This is a genomic window from Motiliproteus sp. SC1-56 (genome assembly GCF_017309075.1).
GTDB lineage: Bacteria > Pseudomonadota > Gammaproteobacteria > Pseudomonadales > Balneatricaceae > Motiliproteus.
The window spans coordinates 1-26,770 of the sequence record NZ_JAEMGS010000016.1 but is presented as its reverse complement, the minus strand read 5'-3'; the positions used below and the strand labels follow the sequence as shown (position 1 = coordinate 26,770).

Sequence of the window (26,770 nt, the reverse complement as noted above, 5' to 3'; positions counted from 1 at the left end):
CTCCGCGCTTAGCCATGGCAGACTGCCCGCTCAAGATCCAGATCAAGGACGCCCAGAAAGCAGCCATGCGCGCCAAAGACAAGGCGCGCCTGCAGACGGTGCGTTCGATCATGGCTGAGCTCAAGCGCGTTGAAGTCGACGAGCGAATCGAACTGGACGATGCCAGAGTGCTGGCCATCCTCGACAAGATGCAAAAGCAGCGTCGGGATTCCATCGCCCAGTTCGAGAGCGCCGGCCGTGAGGACCTCATTGAGGTGGAGAAGAACGAACTGGAGGTGATTAAAACCTTTCTTCCCGCCCAATTAACCGACGACGAAATTGATCAACTGATCGCGGAAGCCATCAACCAGACCGGCGCCAGTTCAATGAAAGAGATGGGCCAGGTAATGGGAGCGCTCAAGCCCAAGCTTCAGGGCCGCGCCGACATGGGTTCCGTCAGCAAACGCATCAAAGCCCGCCTGGGCTGATACTCCCGATCGCCCCCGGCGGTCACTGTTCTAACGCCAAGCAGACTGCTAAGCTGGCGCCTGGCGCCCAACCGGCTGGACCCTTGATGGCGGGACGAATTCCCCAGGATTTTATCGACGACCTGCTCAACCGCACCGACATTGTCGACGTGGTGGAAGAGCGCCTGAATCTCAAGCGCGCCGGGCGCAACTATTCCGGCCTCTGCCCCTTCCACCAGGAAAAGACCCCCTCCTTCAGCGTCAATCCTGAAAAACAGTTTTATTACTGCTTCGGCTGTGGTGCCGGCGGCAACGCGCTGGGCTTTGTCATGGAGCATGACCGCCTGGATTTTCCGCAGGCGGTGGAAACCCTGGCACGCCGACTCGGGCTCGAGGTCCCCGAGGAGGACGGCAAACCGCGCCAAGCCGACAAGTCCCGCAACGAGGCCTACGACCTGCTGCAGCAGGCCGCCGACTACTACTGCCAGCAACTGCGGCAGCACCGCCAGCGAGAACGGGCCGTGACGTACCTGAAAAACCGGGGACTGAGCGGCCGCATCGCCCAGGAATACCGCATCGGTTACGCCCCCCCGGGCTGGGACAACCTGCTCAAGCACCTCAAGGCCGACCAGGAACCGGCGCAACGGGCGCTGGACAAAGCCGGCCTGGTGGTTCTCAAGCCCGAGGAAGCCAAGTGTTACGACCGCTTCCGCGACCGCATCATGTTCCCCATCATCGACATGCGCGGCCGGGTCATCGCCTTTGGCGGGCGGGTACTCAACGACGACAAACCCAAGTACCTCAACTCCCCGGAGACCGACACCTTCCACAAGAACCGGGAGCTGTACGGGCTCTACCAGGCACGCCAGGCCAACCGCCAACTGGAGCGCATCCTGATCGTCGAAGGCTACATGGACGTAGTAGCCCTGGCCCAGTTCGGCATTCGCAACGCCGTGGCCACCCTGGGCACCGCCACCAGCGCCCACCATCTGACGCGCCTCTACAAACTGGTTAAAGATCTGGTGTTCTGCTTTGACGGCGATGCCGCAGGACGCCGGGCAGCGCGGCGGGCACTGGAAACCGCCCTGCCGCTGATGGAAGACGGACGCCAGGCGCGGTTTCTCTTCCTCCCCGACGGCGAGGATCCGGACAGCCTCGTGCGCCGCGAAGGTAAGGAAGCGCTGGAGGAACGGATTCAACAGGCTCAACCGCTGTCGACCTTTTTCTTTGCCGCTCTCAGCGAGGGGCTGACCCTGGAGAGCGGCGAAGACCGCGCCCAACTGAGCGCGCTGGCGCGCCCCCTGATCGACAAGATTCCCGGGGACGCCTTTCGCCAGCTGATGAAGCAACAACTGGCGGAGATAACAGGACTGGACAGCGCTTTTTTTGAAAGCCCGCCTTCCGAGCCGGCAGAGCCCCCTCCCGAGTGGGAGCCGGGCTATTTCGACGAAGAGCCCGCCTATGCGTTCAGCGACGCGCCCCCGGCACCCGCCCCGTACCAAGGCCATGGCCATGGTCATGGTCATGGTCATGGTCATGGTCATGGTCAAAGTCAGGACCATCACTACACTCAAGGCGCCAGCCACGGTCAAGGCAGGCCACGGAAATGGAAGGGCGAGCGCCAGCGCTTCACCGAGCCCGCTCCCCGCCCCCGCGTCTCATCCACCGCCACCAAGGCCCTGCGCTGGCTGCTGCACTTTCCCCAGCTGGCATTGAAAGTGGATTTTGAAACCACCGAGGCCCTGGGCGAGATTCAGCAACAGGAGCTCAGCCTGCTCAAGGCGCTGATCGATGAGTTGCGCGGGAACCCCGGGATCAAGCCCGCGGTCTTACTGGTGGAGTGGCAGGACTCTCCCTATTACCCCCTGCTCAAGGAGTTACTGGAAGAAGAACTGCTGGTCAGCGTCGGCGAAGGGCGCGAATTTATCGACGCCCTCCACCAACTGGTCCGGGAACGGCTGCTCGCGGAACTGGAACAACTGAAACAGAAGCACAAGACCAGCCCCCTCAAAGCCGAAGAGCGGGACCAGCTCAACAAGTTGCTGCTCAAGTTTCACCGCCGCTAGCCGCTACCTTTGTAGCCAAGCAAAAGCGGCGGCGTCGGCTATGCTAGTTGAAACGCCAACAAACGCCCCCATTAAGGACTGGTGAGCAGTTATTGTCGAAAACACTCCTCACAAACAGTCAGGCGCTCCTCCCCTCAATGCAGCGCCGCCTCCCGCGCAGGGTTCGCAGCGGGTGACACCCTCTTCTATGGATATCCGGCCGCTACGCGTCTATAATATGCGGCTATTTTTTTGAACCTCAGACTAGGCTATAGGGCACATGTCGAACACGTCACAGCAGCAATCCCGTTTGAAAGAGCTTATCGCAAAAGGGAAGGAGCAGGGCTACCTGACTTTCGCCGAGGTCAACGACCATCTGCCCGAAGATATCTCAGACCCCGATCAGGTGGAAGACATTATCCGCATGATCAACGACATGGGGATTTCCGTTGGTGAGGAAGCCCCCGACACCGAGGATCTGCTGGTCACCGAGGGTGACACCACCGACGACAGCGCCGCCGAAGAGGCTGCCGCAGCCCTGGCTGCGGTGGAAAGCGATGCCGGCCGCACCACCGACCCGGTGCGCATGTACATGCGCGAGATGGGTACCGTGGAACTGCTGACCCGGGAAGGCGAAATTCTGCTCGCCAAGCGCATCGAAGAGGGCCTGCGTGACGTCATGTCCGCCCTGGCCTATTTCCCCAGCGCCGTGCCCGAGGTGCTCGCCGCCTACGAAGCTTCCCAGGAGGAAGAGGGGCGCCTGAGCGATGTCCTCAACGGCTTTATCGACCCCGACGACGATGAAAACGAAAAACCGGCGGCGGCCTCCCAGAGCAATGATGACGACGCCGAGGGTGATGACGACGGCGACCGCGGCCCCGATCCCGAGGAAGTGAAGCGCCGCTTTGACGAGATCATCGCGCAACACAAAAAGGTCGCGCAGGCCGTCGAGAAGCACGGCCGCGACAGCAAGCAAGCAGGAAAAGAGCTTGCCGCACTGGCAGCACTCTTTGCACCGCTCAAGCTCGTGCCGCGCATGTTCGACAGCTTGGTCAATGATGTCCGCAGCGCCGTCGAAAATATCCGTGCCCAAGAGCGGGCCATCATGCAGATCTGCACTCAGCGCGGCAAAATGGATCGTCGGGAGTTCATCAAGAGCTTCCCCGGCAATGAGACCAACACCGCGTGGGTGGAGTCCCTGTGCAGCAAGGAAAGCCCCTACGGCGTGCGCCTGACCGCCAGCAAGGTTGAGCTGCTGCGCGCCCAGCGCAAACTGAACACCCTGCAGGAAACCGTGGGACTGACCCTGGCGGAGATCAAAGAGGTCAACCGCCGCATGTCCATCGGCGAGGCCCGGGCCCGCCGCGCCAAGAAGGAGATGGTGGAGGCCAACCTGCGTCTGGTTATCTCCATCGCCAAGAAGTACACCAACCGCGGCCTGCAGTTCCTGGACCTGATCCAGGAGGGCAATATCGGCCTGATGAAGGCGGTCGACAAGTTCGAATACCGCCGCGGCTACAAGTTCTCCACCTACGCCACCTGGTGGATTCGCCAGGCGATCACCCGCTCCATCGCCGACCAGGCGCGCACCATCCGGATTCCGGTGCACATGATCGAGACCATCAACAAGCTCAACCGGATTTCCCGCCAGATGCTGCAGGAGATGGGACGCGAAGCCACCCCCGAGGAGCTGGCCGAGCGGATGGAGATGCCCGAGGACAAGGTGCGCAAGGTACTGAAGATCGCCAAGGAGCCGATCTCCATGGAGACCCCCATCGGCGACGACGAGGATTCGAGCCTGGGCGATTTTATCGAGGATACCTCCATCCACTCACCGGTGGACAACGCCACCGGCGAGGGGCTGCGTGAAGCCACCAAGGACGTACTGGCCGGTCTCACCGCCCGCGAAGCCAAGGTACTGCGGATGCGCTTCGGCATCGACATGAACACCGACCACACCCTTGAGGAAGTCGGCAAACAGTTCGACGTGACCCGGGAGCGGATCCGTCAGATCGAGGCCAAGGCGCTACGCAAGCTGCGCCACCCCACCCGCTCTGACCACCTGCGCGGTTTTATCGACGACTAAGGCTTAGCGCCCAGCCCCCTAGACAAAAACGCCCGCTCCGCGGGCGTTTTTGTTTCTGCTCAGACCGGGGCCCCCCGGCCTCAACGCCGGATGGCGCCTCAGCCCCGCACCGGCGCCGGCGCCTGCAGCGCCTCCAGCGCAACCACCGCGTCGGCCAGCGCCACGGAGGTCTGCTCCAGGCTATCGATCGGCACCTCAACACCGAGCTCCGCAAGCTCTTCGCGCAACGCCGGGCTGGAGACGCAGACCACCACCGGCACCCGCGGCGCCACGGACCGCAGCGCCTGGGCTACCTGCAAAATACGCGGCTCGTTGCTCATGGCGATCACCACCGCCCGCGCCTGCTCCACGTGAAGCTGTTGCAGAAACTGCTGCTGGCCGGCGTTACCGTAAACCACCGGCAGCCCGCGCTCACGGCACTCCCTGAACGCCGCCCCATCATGCTCCACCCCCAGGTAAGGCAGATCCGCCGCATCCAGGTGGGCTGCCACCCGCTGGCCCAGCCGGCCGAAGCCGAAGACCACCACGCGCTCGGCATCGCCGGCATCAAGCGTTTCATCTTCCTCTTCCTCATGCCGCGGTTGACGCCTGCTCGGCCCCTTCACCAGCGCCGAGGTAATCCGGTCCAGGTAACGGAACAGGAATGGGGTCAGCATCATGGTCAGGACAATGGCCATGATCAGCACCTGCCCCAGCTTCGGGTCCATGAAGAGTCCGTTGACCTGGGCGGTCTCGAAGATAACAAACGAGAATTCACCACACTGGGAGAGCAGCAGCGCCGTTTTCACGGAGGTGCGGGTACCGTTGAATAGCCGCATGATGGCAAACAGAATCAACGCTTTGATCAATAGCAGGCCGGCCATCACCGCCAGGATCACCGGCAGGTTGGAGATGACGAACACCGGGTTGACCTGCATCCCCACGGTAATGAAAAACACCCCCAGCAGCAGGTCGCGAAAGGGGGTCAGGTCCGCCTCGACCTGGTGCTTGTACTGGGTTTCTGCGATCACCATGCCGGCGAGAAAAGCCCCCAGGGAATAAGAAAAGCCCAGCCCGTGGGCCAGTTGCGCGGCACCGACCACAAACACCAGGATGCCGCCGACAAAAAGCTCGTTGGAGCGGGTTCCGATCACCTGCTCCATGACATGAGGCGTCAGGATCCGCCCCCCGAGAAACAGCAGCAGAAACACGACGACGCCGTCGATCAGGACTTCCAGCAAGAGCGCGGGCACGCTTTCCTGGGTGCTGGCGAAGATCGAGACCATCAGCAGCAGCGGGATAACGGCGATGTCCTGGAATAGCAGAACGCCCACCGCGTTGCGGCCGTAACGCCCGCTGATTTTCCGGCTCTTGGTCAGCAGGTTAAGGACAATCGCCGTGGAGGACAGCGCCAGCGCCAGACTGACAATAAGGTTCACCTGCACCGACAGCCCCAGCAGCCAGTGGCCGATCATGAAAAAGGGAAGCGCTGTGCCGACCAACTGCAGCGGGCCGAACACAAAGACCTCCTTTTTCATCAGCCGCAGCTTGGCGGGAGAAAACTCCAGACCGATGGTAAACATCAGAAACACAATGCCGAACTCGGCGATTACCTCCAGGCTGTGACTGTGCTGCAGATCGAAGGCGAACCCCACCGCCATGCCGGTCAGGATGTAGCCGATAACCGACTCCACTTCGAACTTTTTCAGAATAACGTTCACCGCGAGGGAAGCGGCCGCGCAGATCAGGATCAGGGTAATAATGTTATCCATGGTCACCTTGTTGACTCAAAGAGGGTGCGGCCAAGTATCCGCTGGCAGGCTATCTTAACCAAAGCCGCAGGCGGTATGAACGGGTATCGCCAGCCCGGGGCACGGCGTTTGGACAAATCCCCCACCCCGGGTCTATGCTGGTTCGCCGGACGAGCCACACGGCAAGGCCACATTCATGCACCCCAGAGGAGCTATTCATGGAACGCATCACCATTTTCGGTCGTGAAGGCTGCGGCTTTTGCCGCCGTGCCAAGGAGCTCTGTGAACAGCAGTCCCTGCCCTTTGCCTACTTTGACATCCACCAGGAGGGGATCAGCCAGGCGGACCTGGAAAAAACGGTCGGCAAGGCGGTGCAGACGGTGCCCCAGATCTTCTGCGGCAAGGACTACATCGGCGGTTACGAAGACCTAGTCAAGTTCCTGAACGAACAGGGGATTTTGGCGCAGCAGTAAGGGCGCGTTCTTGCGCCCCCTGGGGCAACTGCTAGGGTTAAAAGGGTACGGGGCGATCAGATCGCCCTCGATCCACAGGAGCCCACCGTGTCACCGGCATCCCCTGAGCGCCCTCAACCGGATGAAACCACGAACCCGCTGGAGCATGCCCTGGAACGCATCCGGGTTCCCTTTGAAGCCTTTCTTCGCGACCAGACCACCTCCAGCCTGCTGCTTTTCACCTGCATGGTGGCGGCCCTGGCCCTGGCCAACTCTCCCTACGCCGAGGCGTTCTCCGCGCTCCTGCATACGCCAATTGGCGTCTACCTGGGCGATTACCGACTCGAAAAGTCCCTGAGCCACTGGATCAATGACGGCCTGATGCCCCTGTTCTTCTTTATCCTGGGGCTGGAAATGAAGCGGGAAATTCTGGCCGGTGAGTTCCAGGATCCACGCCGCGGCCTGCTGGTGATCTGCTGCGCCATCGGCGGCATGGCCGCACCGGCCCTGGTCTACCTGGCACTGAACAGCAACGCTCCCGCGCTTCAGGGCTGGGGAATTCCCATGGCCACCGACACTGCGTTCGCCCTGGGGGTGCTGGTGCTGTTGGGCAAGCGCGTTCCGCCCGGCCTGGTCACCCTGCTGGTGGCGATCGCCATCGTGGATGACATGGGCGCGGTGCTGGTGATCGCCCTGTTTTACACCGACACCGTCGACTGGTCGCTGCTCGGCAGCGGCAGCCTGGCTCTGGTGCTGATGCTGCTGCTCAACGTCGCCGGGATCCGCCGGGCCTGGCCCTATGCCTTGATGAGCGCTGCCCTGTGGGCCGCCTTTCTCTTTTCCGGTGTGCACACCACGGTTGCCGGCATACTGGCGGCACTGACGGTGCCCGCCAGCCCCAGCCACGGCCATCGGCAGTTCATGAAACGGATCAAAAAACTGCTCTCGCGCGTCGATGACAAACGCGAGCCACGCTCGCCGATCCTGGGCGATGCCGAAGCCCACGAGCTGATCGAAGAGATCGAGAACACCGCCTATCAGGCCACCACCCCCCTGCAACGCTGGGAGCGCACCCTGGAAACCCCGGTCGGGCTATTCGTGCTGCCCCTCTTCGCCCTGGCGAACGCGGGGCTGAGCCTGACCAGCGAAGAGCTGCTCAGCGCCCTGGCCGCACCAGCGACCCTTGGCGTCGGCCTGGGCCTGGTGCTGGGTAAGTTTGTCGGGATCCTGGGCGGCTGCCTGCTGGCAATCTGGACCGGCCTCGGCCGGCTGCCCGAGGGCGTTCTGCCGGGCCACGTGGGGGGCATGGCCCTGGTCGGCGGCATGGGGTTCACCATGTCCATGTTTATCGCCACCCTGGCATTCGGTCAAAACCCTGAGTTGCTGGCGCAAGCCAAGGTTGGCATCCTAGGCGGCACGTTTGCAGCCGGCGCACTCGGGGCTCTTTGGCTGGTTTGGTTTGCCCGTCACCGAGACAGCCCATCCACCCCCTAGGCCTGGCTGCCTCACGCACCCAGGCGAGGAGATGACATTGACACAGGAGCAGCATCCCGCCCCCTTTCGCATGCCGCCCATCACCCACACGGCCGACGGGAAAATGCGCCGGGTGGGCTTTGAACTGGAATTTACCGGTCTTAGCCTGGAGGAGACGGCCAGCATTCTGCAGCGGGCCCTGGGGGGGAAACTCCACACCCGCTCCTCCGCCGAGCGGCACCTGGAAGTAGAGGGACTGGGCACCTTCAATATCGAGCTGGACTGGGACTACCTGAAGCGCACCGCGGCCGAAGCCGAAAACGGTGAGCGCGACCGGGAGTGGACCGACCTGCTCAGCCAGGCCGCTCACCTCGTGGTCCCCCTCGAGGTGGTCTGCCCGCCCCTTCCACTGGACCAGCTTCCCGCTTTACATGCCCTGGTCGAAGGGCTACGCCAGGCCGGCGCCCAGGGGACCGATGACTCCCCCATTGCCGCCTACGGTGTTCATATCAACCCGGAAATCGGGACCCTCGACGTCAACGCGCTGCACGACTACCTGCGCAGCTTCGCCCTGCTGCAATGGTGGCTGGCCGAGGCCCACGCCCTGGACCTGGCCCGCCGTATCAGCCCCTACATCGATCTCTACCCTGACAGCTACCTCAAGGCCCTGCTGAGCGAGCGTCCCCCAAGCATGGTGCGCTTGATCAGCGACTACCTGACCCACAACCCAACCCGCAACCGCGGCCTGGACCTGCTGCCCCTGCTGACCCAGATAGACGCTCAACAAGTGCGCCTGGAGGTTGACGATCCCAAGGTCAAGGCCCGACCGGCGTTTCACTACCGCCTTCCCAACAGTCACGTGGAGCGCCCGGGGTGGTCGCTGGCGGATGAATGGAACCGTTGGTGGGTAGTGGAGTCATTGGCCCAGCGTCCCGCTGAGCTCGACCGCCTGAGCCGGTCTTTTATAAGTCAGTGGCGCCCGGTACTGGGCGTCAACCGTCGAACCTGGCAGGAGTATATGGCCTCATGGCTGAACGACCACGGGTTGGTGTAACCGGCAATGCCCGGCGCTGGTCACCGTCCTGGTGGTGCACCCGGGTTGCCCTCAGCCTAGCCGGCGCCAACCCGGTGCGAATCAGCGTTCGCCACCAGCCCGACGAGCAGCCCCTGGCCGCACTGGTAATCGGCGGCGGCGACGACATCAGCCCCGAGCACTACGATGGCGACATCAACGCCCAGGTGCGCACCGATCCAAGCCGCGACCTGCTGGAAATCGAGTGGATCCGTTACGCGCTTGAACAGAATATCCCGCTCCTGGGCATCTGCCGCGGCGCGCAGTTGATCAACGTGGTGCTGGGTGGGGATCTGCACCAGGACATCCGCGACATGCGCCAGCTCACCTACAACCGGCCGGGCCTGCTCCCCACCAAACAGGTCTATCTCGCCGCCGACTCCGACCTGGCGGCGCTGTGCCGCCGGCGCAAACTGCGGGTCAACAGCCTGCACCACCAGGCGATCGACAGCCCCGGCGAGGGCTTACGGGTGGTCGGTCGCGACCTGGATGACATCACCCAGGCCGTTGAGTGCGGCCGGGGTCGTGCCATCCTGGGCGTGCAATGGCACCCGGAGTACCTGTTCTATCTTCCCTCCCAATACGCCCTGTTTCGCTGGTTGTTGCACAAAGTCAGATGATCACTTCCTACCTGCTGCTGTTCGGATCCGCCTTTCTGGCCGCCACCCTGCTTCCCTTCTACTCGGAGGTGCTGCTGTTCGCCCTGTTACGCGAAGGCGGCGACCCCGCTGCACTGGTGGCGGTGGCCACCCTCGGAAACACCCTTGGTTCAGTGGTCAACTGGTGGCTGGGGCGTTACCTGCTGCACTTTCAAAACCGCCGCTGGTTTTACTTCAAGCCGGAGCAGATCGAAAAAGCCCAGCGCAGCTTTCAACGCTACGGCTTCTGGAGCCTGCTGTTCGCCTGGCTGCCGGTGGGCGGCGACGCCCTGACCCTGATCGCCGGCATCATGCGGGTGCGGCTTTCACTGTTTCTGCTGCTCGTGGGGCTTGGCAAAGGGCTGCGTTATATCTCGGTGGTCTACGTGGAGCAGTGGTCGCCTTTTTAAAACAGGCGCCAAAGACTCCATTAAAACCATACCCTGCTCAAATGGAGCACGAGCGGTCTTGACATTAATTCTCATTACGCGAAAAGCTTCGCGCCCGCACCGACACGAAAGATGCAAATCTATTGATCTGAATCGCTTTTTTTACAAACCCCTTAGCCAAACGAGGGATAAGTATCTACCCTATAAGGGAATTTTTTAATCTGTGGAATTCGAGAAAGCAAAAATCCACAGATACGAATTTGCTTAACTCCAAAAAGTTGGCTTTCCTGTACTGAGCCATACCATTTTCAGATTTACCAAGGAGCATTGCCATGCGCTCATCCAAACTCATCGCCGCCACCCTGGCGCTCGTGGTCTCTGGCGTTTCCGTTGAAGCCTTCGCCCTCAATGTCCGCAAAGAGATGAAAAAGCAGGACTGCTTCAAGTGCCACGCCATTTCCCGGGAAAAGGACGGCCCCTCCATCAAGGACATCGCCGCCAAGTACAAGGATGAAGAGAACCCCTTTGAGGCCCTGCGCACCCACCTCACCAGTTCGCCGGAGATCGAGGTCGACGGCAAAAAAGAGAAACACAAGCAGTTTGAGGCCGACTCCGAAGAGGATCTCAAAGAAGTGATCGACTGGATCCTGTCCAATTAAGCCCTAGGGGCAGATCGGGGAAGCGAAGATGGCAATACGATTCAACCGTAAATTTGGCCTGTTCGGGCTCGTCGTGGCGGCGCTGGTGGGCGCCGGCCTCGTAGTGGTAGCTAACGCGACGCTGGAGTTCACCAACACCGAGTCCTTCTGTATCTCCTGTCACGAGATGCGGGATAACGCCTACGCCGAGTACACCGAAACCATTCACGACCTGAACCGCACCGGCAATCGCACCACCTGTCCCGATTGCCATGTCCCCAAGGAGTTCTTTCCGAAAATCTGGCGCAAGACCCTGGCCACCAAGGAGCTGGTCTATCACATGATGGGCAAGCTCGACACGCCGGAGAAATACGAGGAACACCGTTACGAGATGGCGGTGCGGGAGTGGAAGCGGATGAAGGCGAACGACTCCCAGGCGTGCCGCAACTGTCACAACGTGGACGCCATGGACCCGGAACAGCAGGAAGAAGGCACCCCCGACAAGCACGAGAAGGGCTTTGCCGAGGGCAAGACCTGTATCGACTGTCACTTCGCCATTGCCCACTACGAGCCCGAAGGGGAACTAGCCCCCGAGGACCTCTGAGGCCAGCGCAAGACTAAAAAATAATAATGAAGGAGCCGCTTGCGCCCCGGTCGGGCGCAAGCTTACTGAAAAGAAAAACCGATGTGGAGACGCCCCATGAGTCGATGGGAATGGAGGGGAGGGCTGTCGAAAGTGGCGGCCTTGATGCTGTTTTTGGGAGGCCTTGCGCTACCGCCGACGGTGATCGCCGATGAACACGGCCGCGGTGACCTGGTGCTGAACGGGGATGAAATCTGCACCCGTTGTCACGACGAGTACGAGTACTACCCCGTGCTCTCCATCGGCAAGACCGCCCACGGGGTCCGGGCCGATGACCGAACGCCCAACTGCACCAGCTGCCACGGCGAGAGCCAGGCCCACCTGGACGGTTCCGAGACCTCCGATACCCGCCCGCTGACCGACATTCGGTTCGGCGACAGCTCCACCACCCCGGTCAGCGCCCGCAACGAGGCCTGCCTCAGCTGTCACCAGGGCGGCCAGCAGATCCACTGGCAGATCGGCGCCCACAGCGCCAATGACGTCGCCTGCAGCTCCTGCCACCAGTTGCATACCGCCCACGACAAGGTGCGGGACCGGGAGACACAACCCGAGGTCTGCTTCGAATGCCACAAGGAGCAGCGCATGGAGATGCAGAAGTTCAGCAGCCATCCGGTCGAGATCGGCAAGGTGGTGTGCGCTGACTGCCACAACGCCCACGGCTCCCTCAGCGAGAACAGCCTGGTGCGCACCTCGGTGGTGGACACCTGCTACCAGTGCCACGCCGAAAAGCGCGGTCCTTTCATCTGGAATCACGAACCGGTGAGCGAAGACTGCGGCTACTGTCACGAGCCCCACGGCTCCAACATCGACGGCATGCTCAAGCTGCGCATGCCCATGCTCTGCCAGAACTGTCACGAGGGCGACGCCCACCGCGGTCTGCCGCCCAGCGACGACGGCAGGCTCACCACCGGGCGCGCCTGCGCCAATTGCCATACCAACATCCATGGCTCAAACAGCCCGACCGGCAATGTCGGTTCGCGGTCGTTGCGTAACTAGCGGGGGGGAAGGATGATGACAGCGTTCAAACAAGGCATCGTGCCGCTTTCAGCCTGCTTGTTCGGCCTGGTTGCCGGCGCCGCCACCGCTCAGGATGACGAACTGGAAGAGGTGCGCCTGCTCAGCACCCCCAGTAGCAGCGTATCTGCCGGGCTGGGCTACAGCAGCGACGACCTTAAACAGCTGGGCCGCTACAACGGCCATGAGGAGAGTGGCTTCCACCTGCTGCTCGATTTCGATATCAACCAACGGGACGACGAAACCGGCACCTGGACCCGGGTCGACGGACGCCGCGTTGGGCTGAGTAGCCGCTCCCTGCGTTACGAGCGTAACCGCCAGGGGCAGTGGAACTACTTTATCGAATTTGACCAGCTGGACGCCCGCGACCCTTACGATTACCGCACTGGATTGCGCGGAACCGGCAGCGACCAACAGCGCCTCACGGGCAATCTGCGCTCTATCGAGCTCTCCCAGGAACGGCGTAACTTCAAGCTGGGTATGGGACGCAAACTGACATCAGAGCTCGACTTCAACCTGACCTATCGCCATGAGCGCAAGGAGGGCGAGCGTAACTGGGGCACGGCCGCCTCCGTCGGCAGCGACATTCAGTCCTTCTTCCTGGTAGAACCCATTGACTACCGCACCCAGGAGCTGATCGCCAGCCTCGATTACGTCACCGACCGCCTGCAGCTGCAGGGCGGTTACCTGCTGTCGCTGTTCGACAACCCCACCGAGGTGGTCACCCTCGACTTCTCATCGGTCGATCCTTCGGCCTCTCCGCGGGAGACCGCCACCGCGCCTGACAACAGTTCTCACCGTTTCTACCTGGACGGCGGCTACGCGTTCACCGACAAGACCCGGGGTTCGCTCCATATCGCCTACCAGGAAGACCACCAGGACGAGGACTTCTACCAGAGCAACCCATTCAACTTCCGCGACGACCTCGGCGGCGAGGTGGCCACCACCCGCATCAACCTGGGACTGGTCTCCCGTGTTTTGCCGGAGCTGACCCTGCGCGGCAAGCTGCGCTACATGGACCGTGACGACAAGACCCCTCAGGTCCAGTACATCATCACCTCCGGACGGGTCAACCAGCTCACCTCCCGCTCCAGCCTCAACGGATCCCTGGACGCCACCTACCGCCTCAAGCCTGGCACCACCCTTAGCGGCGGTCTGGAGTACGAGGATCGTGAGCACTCGGAGGTGGATGATCCCAATATGGCGCGGCGAGACGACAACCAGGAGTTCACCCTGCACGTCGGTGCCCGCCAGACCCTCTCTGACACCCTGCAGGGGTCCGTCAAACTGCTCCACGCCGACCGGGACGGCTCCGGCTGGAAGCCTGGCAGCGGCATCGCCGAAGGCACCCTGCTGACCACGCCGGTAGCCAAGGATTTCGTCAACTCCATCCAGTTTGCCGACCGCGAGCGCGACCAGATTCGCCTGATGCTCGACTGGTTCGCCAGCGAACAGCTCTCTTTGCAGTGGCTGACGGAGTTCTCCCAGGACGAGTACGACGGCCAGCCCCTGGGCCCTCGGGACGGCGACAAGCTGCTGCTCTCGCTGGACGGCGCCTACCAGCTCAACGACGAGTGGCGGATCAACGGCTGGGTCTCCTGGCGTGACTACACCCTCGATACCTCAACCCACGGCTGGCAGGATTTGACCAGTGGCGATTTCGCCGCTTCCTACACCGGCTCCGAGCAGACGTGGTCCGGCGAGCAGCGCGACCTCGGCCGGGCCATTGGTCTTGGCATCGAAGGGCTGACAGGTGATGAAATCAAGGTCGGGGCCAAGCTGCAGTACAGCAACGATGACAGCAGTTTCGACATGTCGGTCATCGATGCCCCCAGCGATGCCCAGTTCGCCCCCGCCGGCAGCCTGCCCACCATCGAGTACAAGACGCTCCAGTTCAGGGCGTTTGCCGAATACCCGCTGGATGACTGGGGCAACCAGGGTTTGCGTCTGGACTACCAGTACGAGCGCATCGAGAACGACGACTGGACCTGGAACAACCATACGGGCTACGACCAGACCCGCGTCAGCCAGGATTCCCGCGAGTCCAACCACTTTATCGGGCTCACCTATTACTACCGCGGCTGGTAAATGCGTTACCGCCCGCCCATAAAAGCAGAGAAGGAAAAGACCATGGACAGAAAACATAGACCTGCTTGGCGGGGCTGGCTTACCAGCCTGGCCATTGCGACCACCGTCGCGCTCAGTGGTTGTAGCGACGACGGCGACGACGGCGCCGTTGGCCCCGTAGGCCCTCCGGGGCCGGCAGCCAATTCCGAAATTCCGGAGACGGTGGATGCCTCCATTAACCGCGCCACCGTCGCCGCGGATGGTACCCTCACCGTGGAGTTTGAGATTCTTGACGGCCTGGGCAACGGCTTTGTCGGCCTCGACCCCAACGACATTCGCTTCACCGTCGCCCAGCTGCAAGAGGCAACCGCTGACGGCGAATCCACCAAGTGGCAAAGCTATATCAATGTGGTTGAGGAAGCCCCGGACCCCGCCGACGATGTCGGCCCCGGCACCGTGGATCAGGTTCAGGCCACCTTCGAGCGCGCCAGCGCCGGCGGCACCTTTACCGACAACCGGGACGGCACCTACAGCTACACGCTGGTGACCAACCTCAGGGAAGTCACCGCCCCCGTGGCGGTCACCTTCGACCCCAGCCTCACCCACCGCGTAGGCTTCCAGTTAGGCGGCGGGCTGCCGGCCACCAACGAGGTTCATGACTGGCGCCCCTCCGACGGCGCCACCACCAACCTGACCCAGCGTAATATCGTCACCCAGGACGTCTGTAACGCCTGTCACGGCAAGCTGGAACTTCACGGTACCGCACGGATCGCCACCGCGTACTGCGTCACCTGCCACAACCCCGGCTCCACCGACGCCAACAGCGGCAATACCGTCGACTTCAAAGTGATGGTCCACAAGATCCACCGCGGCCGTGACCTGCCCTCCTTGGACCAGGACGGCGATGGTGAAATTGATCGCGATCCGGTGACCGACGAAATCCTCAACCCCTATACCATCTGGGGTTTCCGCGACAACGAGCACGACTACAGCGAAATCGGCTTCCCGCAGGATATTCGCAACTGTAACGCCTGCCACGCCGAGAGCAACGCCGACACGCCCCAGGCCTCCAACTGGCGCACGGCCCCCAGTGCAGAAGCCTGTGGTGCCTGTCACGACGATGTCAACTTTGCCGACGGCACCAACCACCCGGCTGGCGCTCAGCCCAACAGCGAGTGTACCCGCTGTCACGGCGATGGCACCTCCGGTTCCGTTGCCCCTGTGCCCATCAACCACACCGGCGTGCTCGCCTTCAAGGAAGCGGCCCGCGACGAGTTCGTGGTCACCCCCGACACCGCTAGCCTGGCGATTGACGGCGCCGGAGACGTTACCATCGATGTCATCCTCACCCTGGAAGGCGTGCCGGTGGATGAGCTGATTTCCGGCGGTCTCGACACCGATGCAGGGGCCAAGCTCGGAAAGTACACCCACGGCCCGGATAACGGCGCCCTCGCCATCAACTGGGACGACGGCACCGGCTTCCAGCTCAACCACTTCGAAGTGGATCTGAATGACTGTACCCCGGCCAACGACGGCAGCGGCCGCTTCACCTGCGTCACGACCGGCGGCCCGCTGGCCGGCATTCAGGCCACTGACACCATCACCGTCACCACCGTCGACTCCATCGTCTGTTTCAACGAAGCAGACGGCACCGTCGTACGCTGTGACAGCAGCGGTATCGACGTGGGCGAGGCAGACGTCACCCCGGTCTTCACCACCTTCAACGGCGATGGCACCGTGGCAGATCCTGCCAACGCCTACGACCGCGTCGGCGCCAGCCTGGACGAGTGTCAGGACTGCCACGGCGACAAGCACTTCCACCACGCCGCCACCGACCTGCGGCAGTGCAAGACCTGTCACAACGCCACCCGGGTGGGCTTCCGCGGCCTGGGCGACCTCAAGCGTCACGTGCACCGGTTGCACTCCTCGCTGGATCGAGACGCCCTCGACCCGGTTGACGTCGAGGTGGACGCCTTCCCCAACAACGTGGACAACTGTATCGCCTGTCACGGCGCAACCCAGTTCGACCTGCCCCCGCAGGAGAACTTCCGGGCGTCCACCGCCAGCGATGGCCAGGGAGGTACGGTCTTTATCAGCCCGACCACCGTGGTCTGCGGCAGCTGTCACTTGAGCGCGCCGCTGGGACACATTGACCCTGGCTTCCCCGGCTATATCGACACGGACAATACCGGCACCGAAGCGCTGGATGCGACTGAGCAGGCACTGGTGGATCATATGATCCAGAACGGCGCCGTGTTCCATGCCGCCACCTTCGATGAAGCGAACAAGTTCGAGTCCTGTGCGGTCTGTCACGCTATCGGCAGTGAGTTCGGCGTCGATACGGTGCACACCCTGAGGTAAGCGTTCGCAACCTCTAACCAAAAGGCCAGGTGTTTCCCACCTGGCCTTTTTGTTTGTCTTCTCACCCCGCTCTCAGCGCGGGCTTGTCGCCGAGCCCTTTCCGTTTCTCAACACACCAGCCCCGACTTCGCCTTCCCCCCACGGAGAATGCCGTGACGCAGCCTGAATATTGATTCGTTGCGGAATCTCAGCTTTTTAGCGTCTATGGTTAATGCTACTGGATATTAGTGGTCGATTATCTAACGATAAGGAGCGGAGTTTCATGGACCGAATGACGATCGCTTGTGTGGCAGTGGCTATCGCAGGGTGCGGCGGCGGTGGCGGCGGCGGTGGCGGCGGCGGAGGCGGAAGTAACTTTCCGACTGCCCCGACGCTACTCGATGCAGACCAACGCCAAGTTGCCTGTCCGGACGTCGCGGTGGAGAAAGGAGGGCAGCTCAACCAGGCCGGACAGAGCTTCTTTGAGCAGTTGGTGGTACCCGCCGATGCGGAGATCATCCTCTATTCTAAAAATGCCGGTTTCGACGGCTACTGTTACCTGCTAGACAGCCAGGGGCTGCCCCTGGCCAGCGCCGATACCGGGGGCGAGGGCAGCAACTGCCGCCTCCAGGCCTCCGTGCGCGCCGGGACCTACTATGCCCGCATTCGCGATTACCAGAATACGCAAACCGGCTCTTTTTTACTCGGCAGCCAGTGCCTCGGCCCCTTTCGCGATGCAACCGACCCCACCCTGGGGCTCGGCGATCCTGACCCGGACCCCACCACGGGCGACTTGGCGGTGGTGCTCACCTGGGTTTACAACAGCGAGGGCTCTCCAGAACGAGAAGGCCCCGACATCGATATCTGGGTAACCAACCCCGCCGGCGAAACCATCACCACCTCGGAGCGCTCCATTACCGGCGATCTGGCGCTGGGGCCGGACAGTTTCGGTGGTTTTATCAATGCCGATGACCGCGGCGGCTGGGGCGAAGGAGACGGCCGCGGGCCTGAAATAGCCATCTGGCCGGATGGCAGCTTGGCCAACCTTGCCACCAGCAGCAGGTTCTCCTTCGGGGTCACCTATTTCGAGGGGGCGGCCAATGCCGACTTCGTGATTCAGGTCTACAAGGAGGGAACCGTTGTCAGCACTTTCCAGGGCTCACTGATCCAAGAGGCCCCGGACACGCGGGCCATCGTTGGCGACGTCACCTACCCCTGATACGCAAGGAGCACTCCGATGAAAAAGCACCTTCAACTATTCTCGACGCTAATCGCACTCCTGTGCCTTTGCATCCAAGGCGCTCACGCTGACGACCAGCAAGCCCTCTATGACCTTGAAATCGCCTACTACAACGGCGGCGAAGAAGGGCTCTTCCAGGCACTGAAAGCCGATCCGGCCGACAGTGGCGTCAAGGCCAACCAACTGGGAGCCCTTGTCGACAGCCAGCTTATCGAATGGAACACGGGGCTAATGCTGATGCACCGTCTGAACGCCTGCCGGGCGTGTGGAGCCCAGGCACCTGCACTCAACCGCACCCTGACGGAGCCAGAGACCGGTGAAACGGCGAAGGTCATGGCGGCAAAAGGCTTGCTAGCGATTAAAAACGCCAAAGCGAACGAAATGCTGCGAAAATATTTCCGCGTCTATCAGGGCCATACCACCCCGGTCATGAACTACCTGGCGGAAAACAGCGCCCGCTTTTCCCCCCGTTAAGCGGGGGTGACCTACCCCAAAACCAGCGATGATGGCCTTCACCTCAAGCAAAGCGGCAGCTGCACTCTTGATTACCCTGCTTCTCGCGGGGGTGGAGGTTCATGCCGAAACCGCTTTCGAGACGGCCCAACGCTATAACCAACAGGGCGAGCTTGCAGCGGCGGCGGCCGAGTTGAAGCGCCTGCTCAGCCGCGAGCCGGCCCACGCGGCCGGGCGGCAGCTGCTCGGGGAAATCCACCTGGCCCAGGGCGATTATCCCGCCGCCGAAAAAGAGCTTTCACGGGCCCAGAGTCTCGGGTTAAACGGACCTCGCCTGACCCTGGCACTGGCTAAAAGCCAGGTGGGGCTGGGGCACGCCGAGGCGGCCCGGCAGATATTGGGCAGGACACCCCCTCCCGATCCGGAACTGGCCAGCCAGCACTGGCTGATTCTCGCCGACATCCACTACGCCGCGGACGAGCTCAAGCAATCCGAGCAGGCCTACCAACAGGCCTGGACGCTGACCCAGGAGCCCCAGGCGCTGGCGGGCCTTGCAACCGTGGCCATCAGGCAACACCAGGGCGCCAAGGCGCTGGGGATTGTGAAAGCGATGCCCGCCGATCAACACAGCTACCGCCTCAAGTACCTGTCCGGTGAAGCCTACCTGCTCAAGCGCCAGCCGGAAAAGGCCCTCGAGGCCTTCAGCGCTGCGTTGGAAATGCAGCCCGAAGCCCCTCTGGCGCTCCTCGGTAACGTACGAGCACACTTGCTGCAAGGCCAGCAGGCTCAGGCACGAGAGGCCGTGGACCACCTCCTTCGGGTTGTCCCAAACTGGCCGCGGGCACTGGCGCTCTCCTCCCTGCTGCATCTACAGGAAGGCAACCCCCAGGAAGCCAAAACCATCCTCGACCCATTGCTGGCTCAACTACGCTCCCCCGAGGAACTGTTGCTGCTTTCAGCGTTAGCCAACTTGGCGCTGGACAACACGGCCCTGGCGGAACAGCAGCTCACCCGTCACCTGGCGACCGCCGCCGAGGACCGCCGGGCGCGCCTGATTCTGGCCGAGCTGCACCGACAGCAGGGAAGACTTGAGATCGCGGAACAGACCCTGGCACCCCTGCTCACTGAAGAGGCCGCCGATGCCGACGCCCGGGCACTGTTGGGCGCCATCCGCTTGAAACAGGGCACCCCCTCCGCAGCCGTGGACGCCTTTCGCCAATCACTGGCGCTCGATGCCAAGCCGGCCGTGGCCCGCCCGCTCGCCCTGGCAGAGTATCTCAGTGGCGAGCACCAAGCCGCGATTCAACGCCTTGAGGCACTGGCAGAAGCAGGCGCAGACCCCAGCACGGACATGCTGTTAGTCCGGGCTTATCTGGTAGGAGGGGACGCCGAAAAAGCGCGGCAACTGCTCGCCAAGCGGCTGAACGCCGAGGCAGCGCCGCTGCTCTACCACCTGCTCGCGGGCAGCCTCGAAACGCGACTGGAAAACGGGGAGCGAGCGATACACCACTTCGACCAGGCGCTAGTGCTCGAGCCGCACTCGGTTCCCGCGCTGCTGGGAAAGGCCCAGCTCGCCCTCGGTGAAAACGACCTCGTCGCCGCGGAAGACTTTTACCAAGCCGCCATCCAGGCGGCGCCAGACGATATCCACCCGTTAAGCGGCTATACCAACCTGCTGTTTCAACAAAATAAGTCGGAGCAGGCGCTCAGTATTGCCAAAAGCTTCCAGCAGCAACGCGTTAACGACTTAGCGGCCACCCGTTTCTATCTCAGCGTGCTGGAGCGCGCCCACCAGTGGGTGGCGCTGAGCGAGGCTCTGGAGCAGGCAGCAGCCCGATTTCCCGACCGGGCCGAGTTTCAGCTTGCCGCGGCCAAACTGGCGTTGAGCCAGCAGGACCAACGCGCCGCCGATCGTTACGTCAACGCCCTGCTGCTGCAACACCCCGACTTCGTCCCCGGCCACCTGACCAAGGCAACCATCTTTCTCTCGGAAGGCAGCCCGCAACAGGCGCTCTCCGTCTTGGACACCCTCCCCGCCAAGGCACAAAGCCAGCCCGAAGTAACCCTGATCCGAGGCGACGCGCTCGCAGCTTCCGGGCAGTTTAACTCCGCAGAACAGGCCTATCTGGACAGCTATGCAGCCAAACCGAACGCACGGGTGCTGGGCAAAATCACCCGGTTGTGGCTCTCCCGTGGGCAGCCACAAGAAGCGCTCGAGCTCCTTGAGCAGCATACCCAGCAATTCCCCCAGGATGCTGCCGCCTTGATCGCCAAAGCCCACCTTCACCATCAGACCGGCCAGCTTTCCGCCGCGGTCACGGCCTATGAACAGGCGACCGAGAAGCAACCCACGAACCCTATCGCCTGGAATAACCTCGCATGGCTCTACCTGCAGCAGTCTGACCCGCGGGCAACAACAGCGGCCGAACGTGCCATCGCCCTGGGCCCCGACACCCCCTCCATTCAGGACACCGCAGGCTGGATATTTCTCCACGCCGAGCGCCACCACGAGGCCCTCGAGCTGCTCAACCAAGCCGCCGAACGCCTGCCGAGCGACCCGTCGGTCCAGTTCCACTATGCCGTCGCCCTCGCCCGCAACGGTCAGGAAAAAGCCGCGCACGCCATACTCAGCCCCTGGCTAGCCAGTAATTTCCCTGAAAAAGAGGCCGCAGCCAGCCTGTTTCAGGAGCTTACCCTCAAACAGTGAAAGCCCAAGAGGGCCTGCCGCAACGCAGCTCCCTAGCGTCACAGGCACAACAAAACAGCGCCTCCGCCCGTCAACTGGCGATGGCACTCTCTTGGCTTGTTCCCTGGCACTAGCTATAATCCGCCCTCCTCTTAGGGCCTATAGCTCAGTTGGTTAGAGCAGGGGACTCATAATCCCTTGGTCGCAGGTTCGAGTCCTGCTGGGCCCACCACTCCTTTCCCTTGAAGCGTAAGGGAAAACGCAAGCTCAACATTCCCGTTTTCCGCCGTGAAAAAGCCCCCGTCCAAGGGTCTCCGGTCCATGGCCGGCACCTGCGAATGATCCCCATAGATCAAGGATCAGTGGTTACCCACGCCACAGCCTAAGGTTTTCCTTGCCGTCGCGACTGCAGCCAGAGAACTCCCCACCAAGAGGCGGGGAACCATAGGGGTCAGCTCACCTTGGAAGCATCTGATAAACGGAAGTCAAGGATGTTGCCATCCCCCGTCCCGCGCTGTACCAGCTGTTCACTATCCGCCTCAGCGGTGCCGGCCTCCGCGTCATTGGGACGGTTTACCGTCAGCCTCAAACGTCTACCACCGGAGCTGAAGTTTTCGAACTCCACTCCGTGTATCGCCAACACGGGACGTAGCGAGCGCAACTTGATTCCGAACGAACGGGCGTTGGCTGGCCATAGTTTTCTTTGCCGTGTAACAGCGGGCTGCACGCGTGATACCAAGAGGTCCAACAACTGCTGCGCTGTCCCAACCCATTCACCATTCAAGTGCTCCGTAAAGTCGAGCAGCGCTGATAGCAACGGATCTGTCTCGCTCATGCCACTGGTAGCCTGACGCTGACTATTCCCGTACAGCGCCATGAACGCACCTTCGGCCAGCCCAAGGTGCTGTTCTGCTGCCAGCCCGAAGCGGCCGAAGTCAGCCATTCTAGGCAGGCGGTCGGGCTTCAGCGTAGGCATGAAAGCCCAGGCACCCGCGATCAGGTCCAAAAGCCCACCCAATATATAGGGCGCGTCCTCCTTGAACTGACGGCTGAGCTCCTCTTGAGTCCTGCGATCAGCATCCCCAATCCGTTTGAAGGGGATCACCACGGCTCTGTCCGCTAAGTCAGGCTGGGTAGACAGGTCCTCGATACCCGTAACCAGCACGGGGGCCATAACATCGAACAACTGCTCCTGTGCATCACTGCGGAGACGCCTTGTGCGCAACCCACCACCCGTTGAAAGACGGGCTAACAGGTCCGACTCCTTCGCACTGAAGGGGCGGGCGTTATCGATAAGTAACATCAACATGTTGCTACAGGCGATCATGGCATCCCGATCAGTGCGCGGAGCCGTCTGCAAGGGTACTCGGCTTGGGTCAACCAGTGCACGAACCATACGTGCAGCCTCGCTCTTACCACTACCCGCCTCACCGATGAAAAGCAGGATCGGGAAGGGCCCACGCCCCGTCAGGATGAAGGCTACCGCTATCACCAGCAGCCAGAACTGCTTCTGATCTTCTAGATTGAGATACGGGCGAAGCCTCTCAATATCGCCCTTTGGGTTGGGGATCGGTAGCGGCGCCATCCCCTGCGCTCGATAGAACAGGTGTCGGCTCTGATCAGCCCCGACAACAGACCAACTGCCTGGGGTTAGCTGGACGACCTGGCTGCGCTCGTCCTGGAGGTCGATGGTCAGCAGTTCACCAGCATCCTGTTTAACACGCAGTGAGATCTCTATGCGCTGCCCCTCCGCCATGGTGGTGCCACGCAAGACGCTACAGGCCTCTTTCAAGGCGTTCTGAGAAAGGATGCGTCCATGATGCCGGTAGAACGCGTAGTTGAGCCAGTCCTGGAACTCCGAGGAGTCCAACGGCAGCGCGTCGCGCTTACCGTCAGTATCGATCACCGCCCAGCAGCGACGATTGGGGTCCTGCCCGAACTGCGCTTGTTCAGATGCTAGGTCGACGGCCATCTGTGCCGGGGATGGCTTTTGGTCGGTCGTGTCCCCTGAGCTGGATGATACTGTTGCGGCCTCCTGATCGACCGCGCTGGATGATTCAGTTGCTGTCATGGTTAGTGTCCTGCTGCTGTTCCAGATAACGGATCATCAGAGCCCAAAGCTCTCCATCACCGTCAGTGGGGAAATGGTTTGGCGATTCGATTTGTTCTGCGTCTGTGCGGAGAGGGAAGCCAGGCAGCACGTCGCAGCTGGCCTCCTTCATGAGCTGCTGGGTTAGCCTGACTGTGTCGGACAGACGGTCCAGTCGGGCCTCAACGACAAGGGCGTCATGGACGGGAGCGATGACCTTGATGCCAGCCTCCACGCAGAGGATCGTGGCGATCCTAAGCATTTCTGCTCCATGGGCCTGCATCGGCCAGTTCATTATGGTTCGAGGCTTGGTCTTCGCCGACACCCGCATCCGCCATCCGTAGACCGTCTGGAGTTGACCGGTTTCCAGGGCGTGATGTTCGACGTTTTCGAGCCACCCCCAGAAGCGGTGGTAAACATGCCTGTGTTGTTCAAGCAAGGCTTCTGCTTCGATCAGCGTGCAACCAATCTGACGCGCAAGACTCTCTACCCCCATCCCGTACTGGACCCCCAGTACGGTCGCCTTGAAGAGTGATCGCTGATTGGAGTGGCTATGTTTAGTGGCTTCTTCAGGAACCGCACCAGCCTGTTTGGCGAAGGCCAAGTACGGGTCTCCACTTCGGTAGGCTTCCTGCATTGCCAGATCGCCCGAAAGGCTGGCGGCAATGCCGAACTCCTGTTGTTGGTAGTCGACGTAACCCAACCCATGTCCGTCTTCAGGTCTAATCAGCGCCCTGAAGGGCTTGGCTAGGCCGAAGGGGAAGCGGTTCGTACTTGGCGCGTTGCGTGACGTCACTGTCATCAACGGCCGGAGAGAAGTACGGCAGCGTCCATCTGGTCCTACATGCAGCTTCTCTAAACGAAGCTTGCCAAGCACCTTCAGCAGCTCCTTTAGTGGTCGAAGCTGGGGGTATGCTTTAGCCATGTCGGAGAAAGTGTCACCATCAACCTTTAAACACCCTGTCGGTGTTCGAGGCCAATCGATGCCTTGATCTTTCAGATAACAAGAGAAACGACCACTATCGAAACGACCGTTCTGAAACACCTCATACTGAGGGTTAACTTTGTCGATCAGGTACGGACGCAGCCCTTCCCAGTGGTCACGCAGGAGCTGTAAGAGATCAGTGTTGATGGGGACTCCTGCCATCTCTACTTGCGTAAGAGCCGACATATACCGTCCCCTAAGTAGCGCGCGGGGGATATCGATCTCAGCCACCATGCGCTGCAGTAGGCGACTGATCGCATCCGCCTGCGAGGCACAATGGTCAAGGAGAGTACTTTTCTCCACGTCACCGTATGGCCCGCCACGTTTCGCGAGTGCGCGTACCTCTTCCTTGTCCACTGCGCTCATCATCGACTCGCCATACACAGCCATGACTGATGCCAACGGAGTGGCACAGTCATCGACTTTGCCGTTTGAACCATGTGTACGAGTGTCCGAGTGCCCATTTGTTAGAACACGATATTCAGCGTACAGGTCAAGGACATGGGGGGGCTTTGGCAGCCCCATGGCGTGAAGGCAGCTCAGTGTAGCGGTGGCGCTGTAGGTCACCACTACTGAGCCTTCTCCCAGCACTAGGGAGCGCTGGGGTTGGTGGGGATCATTCAGCCAGATCCGGATCTCACGATCACCCCGTAGCTCTTTCGCAACAAGGCACAGGGGGCGAGGGACGCCCCCACCCTGCCGCTGGCGTGTGGCCGCGAGCACCCAGATCTCAGTAAAGCCGTCGAAGTTCATTAGGCTTCGCCGCGCAGCTGCCGAATGATCGGATGGTCCATTGAGTCGATCAGGCGGCCTGCAAAGGCCTTAGCGACGATCTCCTCAACAGCCATATCAGTCCAGTTCGGCTCTGGGAGGTTGCCAATAGCTGATCGAGCAGTATATCGCTCCTCCTCACGGCAGGACTTTACACGAATCCATTCTCGGGTTGCCCGTTCAGCATGCTCCAGCGCAGACCGGGTCCAGCTACAGTCGAAGGTTGAGATAGGCCACAACCCCTTCTTACCTTCCTTGGTCTGGTACGGGACCAATTGCACCTCTTTCCCCTCTTCCTCCAGCTCTCTGCGCAGTTCGGGGTTTATGAGGTAGGTTTGACCTGTCGACTCATGTCGAAGGGTCAAGGCGGGAAAGAACTCATCAGTGGTGCGGAAGAATTCCTGATTGTTAGGCCTCCCCACGTAGTAGTCGGTCACACCCGCCGTATCGTTATTGGCTGTGGATGTTCTTTCCAGTCGGTATGCAGATACATCAGACATATTCATCTTTCCTTTTTCATAAGACAGAGTAAGAGCTTGGCAACCTTAGACGAAGCACGTGCAGTCATGCCGAGGGCTACCCTTTACCTGTCTTGCTGATTGATAGTGTTGGTTGCAGCAGAACGGCCTGCAACGATGAATATGCTATACCCACCTCAGACTCCCGCAAAACGGGAATTTCTAATCATTATTCGCTAGTATACAACAACTTATCTAGCACAGCGTCAATGGTTGGCGACACCGTTTAAGGCCCGTCCTGAGCGCTTAAACCGTGCCGAAAGAAAAAACCAAGGAGAAGGTTGGTAAAACAGTTCAGCACTGTTTTACCAAGGAGAAGGGCTCCCCCCCATTCCCAGATCTCAGCCAGGAGTTAGTAATGGATCACCCGGAAATAGATTAGATATTCTCATCAAACACTCCGAACAGACCACTCGGACAAACGATCCATTCGGTCAGACGGCTGCAGCACCGCCCCATACCGGTAGCGGAGGGTCAACTACCCCCATTTCAACACCACACCCCGGCCATGAACCGGAGGCTGCTGACAACCGCGCCAACCGAACCGACGACCTGCTGGATCAGCACACCATGCTCAAGGTTCAATTGATTGCCGACACCAATGCGCTGCTCCGAGCCCAAGAGATAACGCATCTCGTGGTCGAGAAGCGGACCCGGCAGGTTCACCTTCACCCTTTTCAGCGTTGATCTTACTAACTTGCATACGCTGGCTTTGTCTGTGTTGAAGAACACCACTCACCACCGACGCCCACTGTATGACCACCCAAACCTCCCTCCCGCAACAACACTCCTTACAAACAGATATGAAGACTTAGCAGAAGGCCGAAGCCCATCAGAGGCTTCGGCTTTTCCTATGTTCCCCAACTAACCCGCATTTTTCATGAAGGGGTAAACAGAAACGGCTGAAAGCCTTATGGTTGTTGGTGTCGAGCCTACTTCCACGCAGCTACAGCCGTGAGCAAAATGTTACCACAGTCGTTTCAGTTTTCACCCCT

General features: G+C 61.1%; 21 protein-coding genes and 1 tRNA gene. 17 read left to right on the top strand and 5 right to left on the bottom strand.

From position 1 onward, the window contains the following. Positions 1-14 precede the first annotated feature (14 nt). The 3 genes from JGZ97_RS15560 (at position 15) to rpoD (ending at position 4,577) form a co-directional block, all read left to right on the top strand. Positions 15-467, top strand: a complete 453-nt coding sequence (locus tag JGZ97_RS15560) for a GatB/YqeY domain-containing protein (protein WP_207063618.1) — start codon at positions 15-17, stop codon at positions 465-467. Between the two features lie 86 nt (positions 468-553). Then, positions 554-2,512, top strand: coding sequence for a DNA primase (gene dnaG, locus JGZ97_RS15555; protein WP_207063617.1), 1,959 nt, complete (start codon positions 554-556; stop codon positions 2,510-2,512). A 259-nt stretch (positions 2,513-2,771) separates the two neighbouring features. Beyond that, positions 2,772-4,577, top strand: coding sequence for an RNA polymerase sigma factor RpoD (gene rpoD / locus JGZ97_RS15550; protein WP_207063616.1), 1,806 nt, complete (start codon positions 2,772-2,774; stop codon positions 4,575-4,577). A gap of 98 nt (positions 4,578-4,675) precedes the next feature. Here rpoD and JGZ97_RS15545 read toward each other — a convergent pair whose 3' ends face one another. Next, positions 4,676-6,328, bottom strand: coding sequence for a cation:proton antiporter (locus tag JGZ97_RS15545; protein WP_207063615.1), 1,653 nt, complete (start codon positions 6,326-6,328; stop codon positions 4,676-4,678). A gap of 197 nt (positions 6,329-6,525) precedes the next feature. On the opposite strand from JGZ97_RS15545, the gene JGZ97_RS15540 reads away from it, so the two are divergent. The 14 genes from JGZ97_RS15540 to JGZ97_RS15475 all read left to right on the top strand — a co-directional run bounded on the left by JGZ97_RS15540 (position 6,526) and on the right by JGZ97_RS15475 (position 21,644). Further along, entirely contained in the window at positions 6,526-6,780 is a 255-nt protein-coding gene (locus JGZ97_RS15540) for a GrxA family glutaredoxin (protein ID WP_207063614.1), read from the top strand. A gap of 87 nt (positions 6,781-6,867) precedes the next feature. After that, a complete protein-coding gene (nhaA, locus tag JGZ97_RS15535; RefSeq protein WP_207063613.1) occupies positions 6,868-8,253 on the top strand; it encodes a Na+/H+ antiporter NhaA in 1,386 nt (461 codons plus the stop codon). Positions 8,254-8,284: 31 nt separating this feature from the next. Beyond that, entirely contained in the window at positions 8,285-9,286 is a 1,002-nt protein-coding gene (locus JGZ97_RS15530) for an amidoligase family protein (RefSeq protein WP_242521824.1), read from the top strand. Next, entirely contained in the window at positions 9,259-9,924 is a 666-nt protein-coding gene (locus JGZ97_RS15525) for a gamma-glutamyl-gamma-aminobutyrate hydrolase family protein (RefSeq protein ID WP_207063612.1), read from the top strand. The genes JGZ97_RS15530 and JGZ97_RS15525 overlap by 28 nt, the downstream gene beginning before the upstream one ends. Beyond that, a complete protein-coding gene (locus JGZ97_RS15520; protein WP_370584082.1) occupies positions 9,924-10,352 on the top strand; it encodes a YqaA family protein in 429 nt (142 codons plus the stop codon). The genes JGZ97_RS15525 and JGZ97_RS15520 overlap by 1 nt, the downstream gene beginning before the upstream one ends. 311 nt (positions 10,353-10,663) lie before the next feature. Next, positions 10,664-10,990: a c-type cytochrome gene (locus JGZ97_RS15515; RefSeq protein WP_207063610.1), complete on the top strand. Its 327-nt coding sequence runs from the start codon at positions 10,664-10,666 to the stop codon at positions 10,988-10,990. A 28-nt stretch (positions 10,991-11,018) separates the two neighbouring features. Continuing rightward, positions 11,019-11,573 carry a NapC/NirT family cytochrome c gene (locus tag JGZ97_RS15510; RefSeq protein WP_207063609.1) on the top strand — a complete coding sequence of 185 codons (555 nt, stop codon included), beginning with the start codon at positions 11,019-11,021 and terminating at the stop codon, positions 11,571-11,573. A 96-nt stretch (positions 11,574-11,669) separates the two neighbouring features. Continuing rightward, on the top strand, positions 11,670-12,608 hold the full coding sequence (locus tag JGZ97_RS15505; RefSeq protein ID WP_207063608.1) for a DmsE family decaheme c-type cytochrome: 939 nt from the start codon (positions 11,670-11,672) through the stop codon (positions 12,606-12,608). Positions 12,609-12,623: 15 nt separating this feature from the next. Continuing rightward, positions 12,624-14,714 (top strand): MtrB/PioB family decaheme-associated outer membrane protein, encoded by a 2,091-nt coding sequence (locus JGZ97_RS15500; RefSeq protein ID WP_207063607.1) that lies wholly within the window; start codon positions 12,624-12,626, stop codon positions 14,712-14,714. Positions 14,715-14,756: 42 nt separating this feature from the next. Further along, positions 14,757-17,054, top strand: a complete 2,298-nt coding sequence (locus JGZ97_RS15495; RefSeq protein ID WP_207063606.1) for an OmcA/MtrC family decaheme c-type cytochrome — start codon at positions 14,757-14,759, stop codon at positions 17,052-17,054. A gap of 262 nt (positions 17,055-17,316) precedes the next feature. Then, on the top strand, positions 17,317-18,252 hold the full coding sequence (locus JGZ97_RS15490) for a hypothetical protein (protein ID WP_207063605.1): 936 nt from the start codon (positions 17,317-17,319) through the stop codon (positions 18,250-18,252). Between the two features lie 18 nt (positions 18,253-18,270). Further along, positions 18,271-18,747, top strand: coding sequence for a hypothetical protein (locus JGZ97_RS15485; RefSeq protein ID WP_207063604.1), 477 nt, complete (start codon positions 18,271-18,273; stop codon positions 18,745-18,747). Between the two features lie 67 nt (positions 18,748-18,814). Beyond that, the gene (locus JGZ97_RS15480; protein ID WP_207063603.1) at positions 18,815-21,433 is read left to right on the top strand and encodes a tetratricopeptide repeat protein; all 2,619 of its coding nucleotides are present in this window, start codon (positions 18,815-18,817) and stop codon (positions 21,431-21,433) included. 134 nt (positions 21,434-21,567) lie between these two features. After that, positions 21,568-21,644 (top strand) — tRNA-Ile (locus JGZ97_RS15475). 219 nt (positions 21,645-21,863) lie between these two features. On the opposite strand, the gene JGZ97_RS15470 is transcribed toward JGZ97_RS15475, so the two are convergent. The 4 genes from JGZ97_RS15470 to JGZ97_RS15455 all read right to left on the bottom strand — a co-directional run bounded on the left by JGZ97_RS15470 (position 21,864) and on the right by JGZ97_RS15455 (position 26,447). Continuing rightward, positions 21,864-23,483, bottom strand: a complete 1,620-nt coding sequence (locus JGZ97_RS15470) for a hypothetical protein (protein ID WP_207063602.1) — start codon at positions 23,481-23,483, stop codon at positions 21,864-21,866. After that, complete coding sequence (locus JGZ97_RS15465) at positions 23,470-24,852, bottom strand: DNA polymerase (protein WP_207063601.1); 1,383 nt, start codon at positions 24,850-24,852, stop codon at positions 23,470-23,472. Before JGZ97_RS15465 ends, JGZ97_RS15470 begins: the two co-directional genes overlap by 14 nt. Positions 24,853-25,238: 386 nt before the next feature. Then, complete coding sequence (locus JGZ97_RS15460) at positions 25,239-25,757, bottom strand: hypothetical protein (RefSeq protein ID WP_207063600.1); 519 nt, start codon at positions 25,755-25,757, stop codon at positions 25,239-25,241. Positions 25,758-26,264: 507 nt separating this feature from the next. Beyond that, a complete protein-coding gene (locus tag JGZ97_RS15455) occupies positions 26,265-26,447 on the bottom strand; it encodes a hypothetical protein (protein ID WP_207063599.1) in 183 nt (60 codons plus the stop codon). Between the last annotated feature and the right edge of the window lie 323 nt (positions 26,448-26,770).

What these genes read in the sequence shown, in the direction of transcription:
- JGZ97_RS15530 (WP_242521824.1), top strand. Translation starts at nt 8,285, where the DNA reads ATGACATTGACACAGGAGCAGCATCCCGCCCCCTTTCGCATGCCGCCC.
- JGZ97_RS15515 (WP_207063610.1), top strand. Translation starts at nt 10,664, where the DNA reads ATGCGCTCATCCAAACTCATCGCCGCCACCCTGGCGCTCGTGGTCTCT.
- JGZ97_RS15510 (WP_207063609.1), top strand. Translation starts at nt 11,019, where the DNA reads ATGGCAATACGATTCAACCGTAAATTTGGCCTGTTCGGGCTCGTCGTG.
- JGZ97_RS15465 (WP_207063601.1), bottom strand. Translation starts at nt 24,852, where the DNA reads ATGAGCGCAGTGGACAAGGAAGAGGTACGCGCACTCGCGAAACGTGGC.
- JGZ97_RS15505 (WP_207063608.1), top strand. Translation starts at nt 11,670, where the DNA reads ATGAGTCGATGGGAATGGAGGGGAGGGCTGTCGAAAGTGGCGGCCTTG.
- JGZ97_RS15460 (WP_207063600.1), bottom strand. Translation starts at nt 25,757, where the DNA reads ATGTCTGATGTATCTGCATACCGACTGGAAAGAACATCCACAGCCAAT.
- JGZ97_RS15500 (WP_207063607.1), top strand. Translation starts at nt 12,624, where the DNA reads ATGACAGCGTTCAAACAAGGCATCGTGCCGCTTTCAGCCTGCTTGTTC.
- JGZ97_RS15470 (WP_207063602.1), bottom strand. Translation starts at nt 23,483, where the DNA reads ATGACAGCAACTGAATCATCCAGCGCGGTCGATCAGGAGGCCGCAACA.
- JGZ97_RS15485 (WP_207063604.1), top strand. Translation starts at nt 18,271, where the DNA reads ATGAAAAAGCACCTTCAACTATTCTCGACGCTAATCGCACTCCTGTGC.
- JGZ97_RS15490 (WP_207063605.1), top strand. Translation starts at nt 17,317, where the DNA reads ATGGACCGAATGACGATCGCTTGTGTGGCAGTGGCTATCGCAGGGTGC.
- JGZ97_RS15495 (WP_207063606.1), top strand. Translation starts at nt 14,757, where the DNA reads ATGGACAGAAAACATAGACCTGCTTGGCGGGGCTGGCTTACCAGCCTG.
- JGZ97_RS15560 (WP_207063618.1), top strand. Translation starts at nt 15, where the DNA reads ATGGCAGACTGCCCGCTCAAGATCCAGATCAAGGACGCCCAGAAAGCA.
- dnaG (WP_207063617.1), top strand. Translation starts at nt 554, where the DNA reads ATGGCGGGACGAATTCCCCAGGATTTTATCGACGACCTGCTCAACCGC.
- JGZ97_RS15545 (WP_207063615.1), bottom strand. Translation starts at nt 6,328, where the DNA reads ATGGATAACATTATTACCCTGATCCTGATCTGCGCGGCCGCTTCCCTC.
- JGZ97_RS15525 (WP_207063612.1), top strand. Translation starts at nt 9,259, where the DNA reads ATGGCTGAACGACCACGGGTTGGTGTAACCGGCAATGCCCGGCGCTGG.
- rpoD (WP_207063616.1), top strand. Translation starts at nt 2,772, where the DNA reads ATGTCGAACACGTCACAGCAGCAATCCCGTTTGAAAGAGCTTATCGCA.
- JGZ97_RS15540 (WP_207063614.1), top strand. Translation starts at nt 6,526, where the DNA reads ATGGAACGCATCACCATTTTCGGTCGTGAAGGCTGCGGCTTTTGCCGC.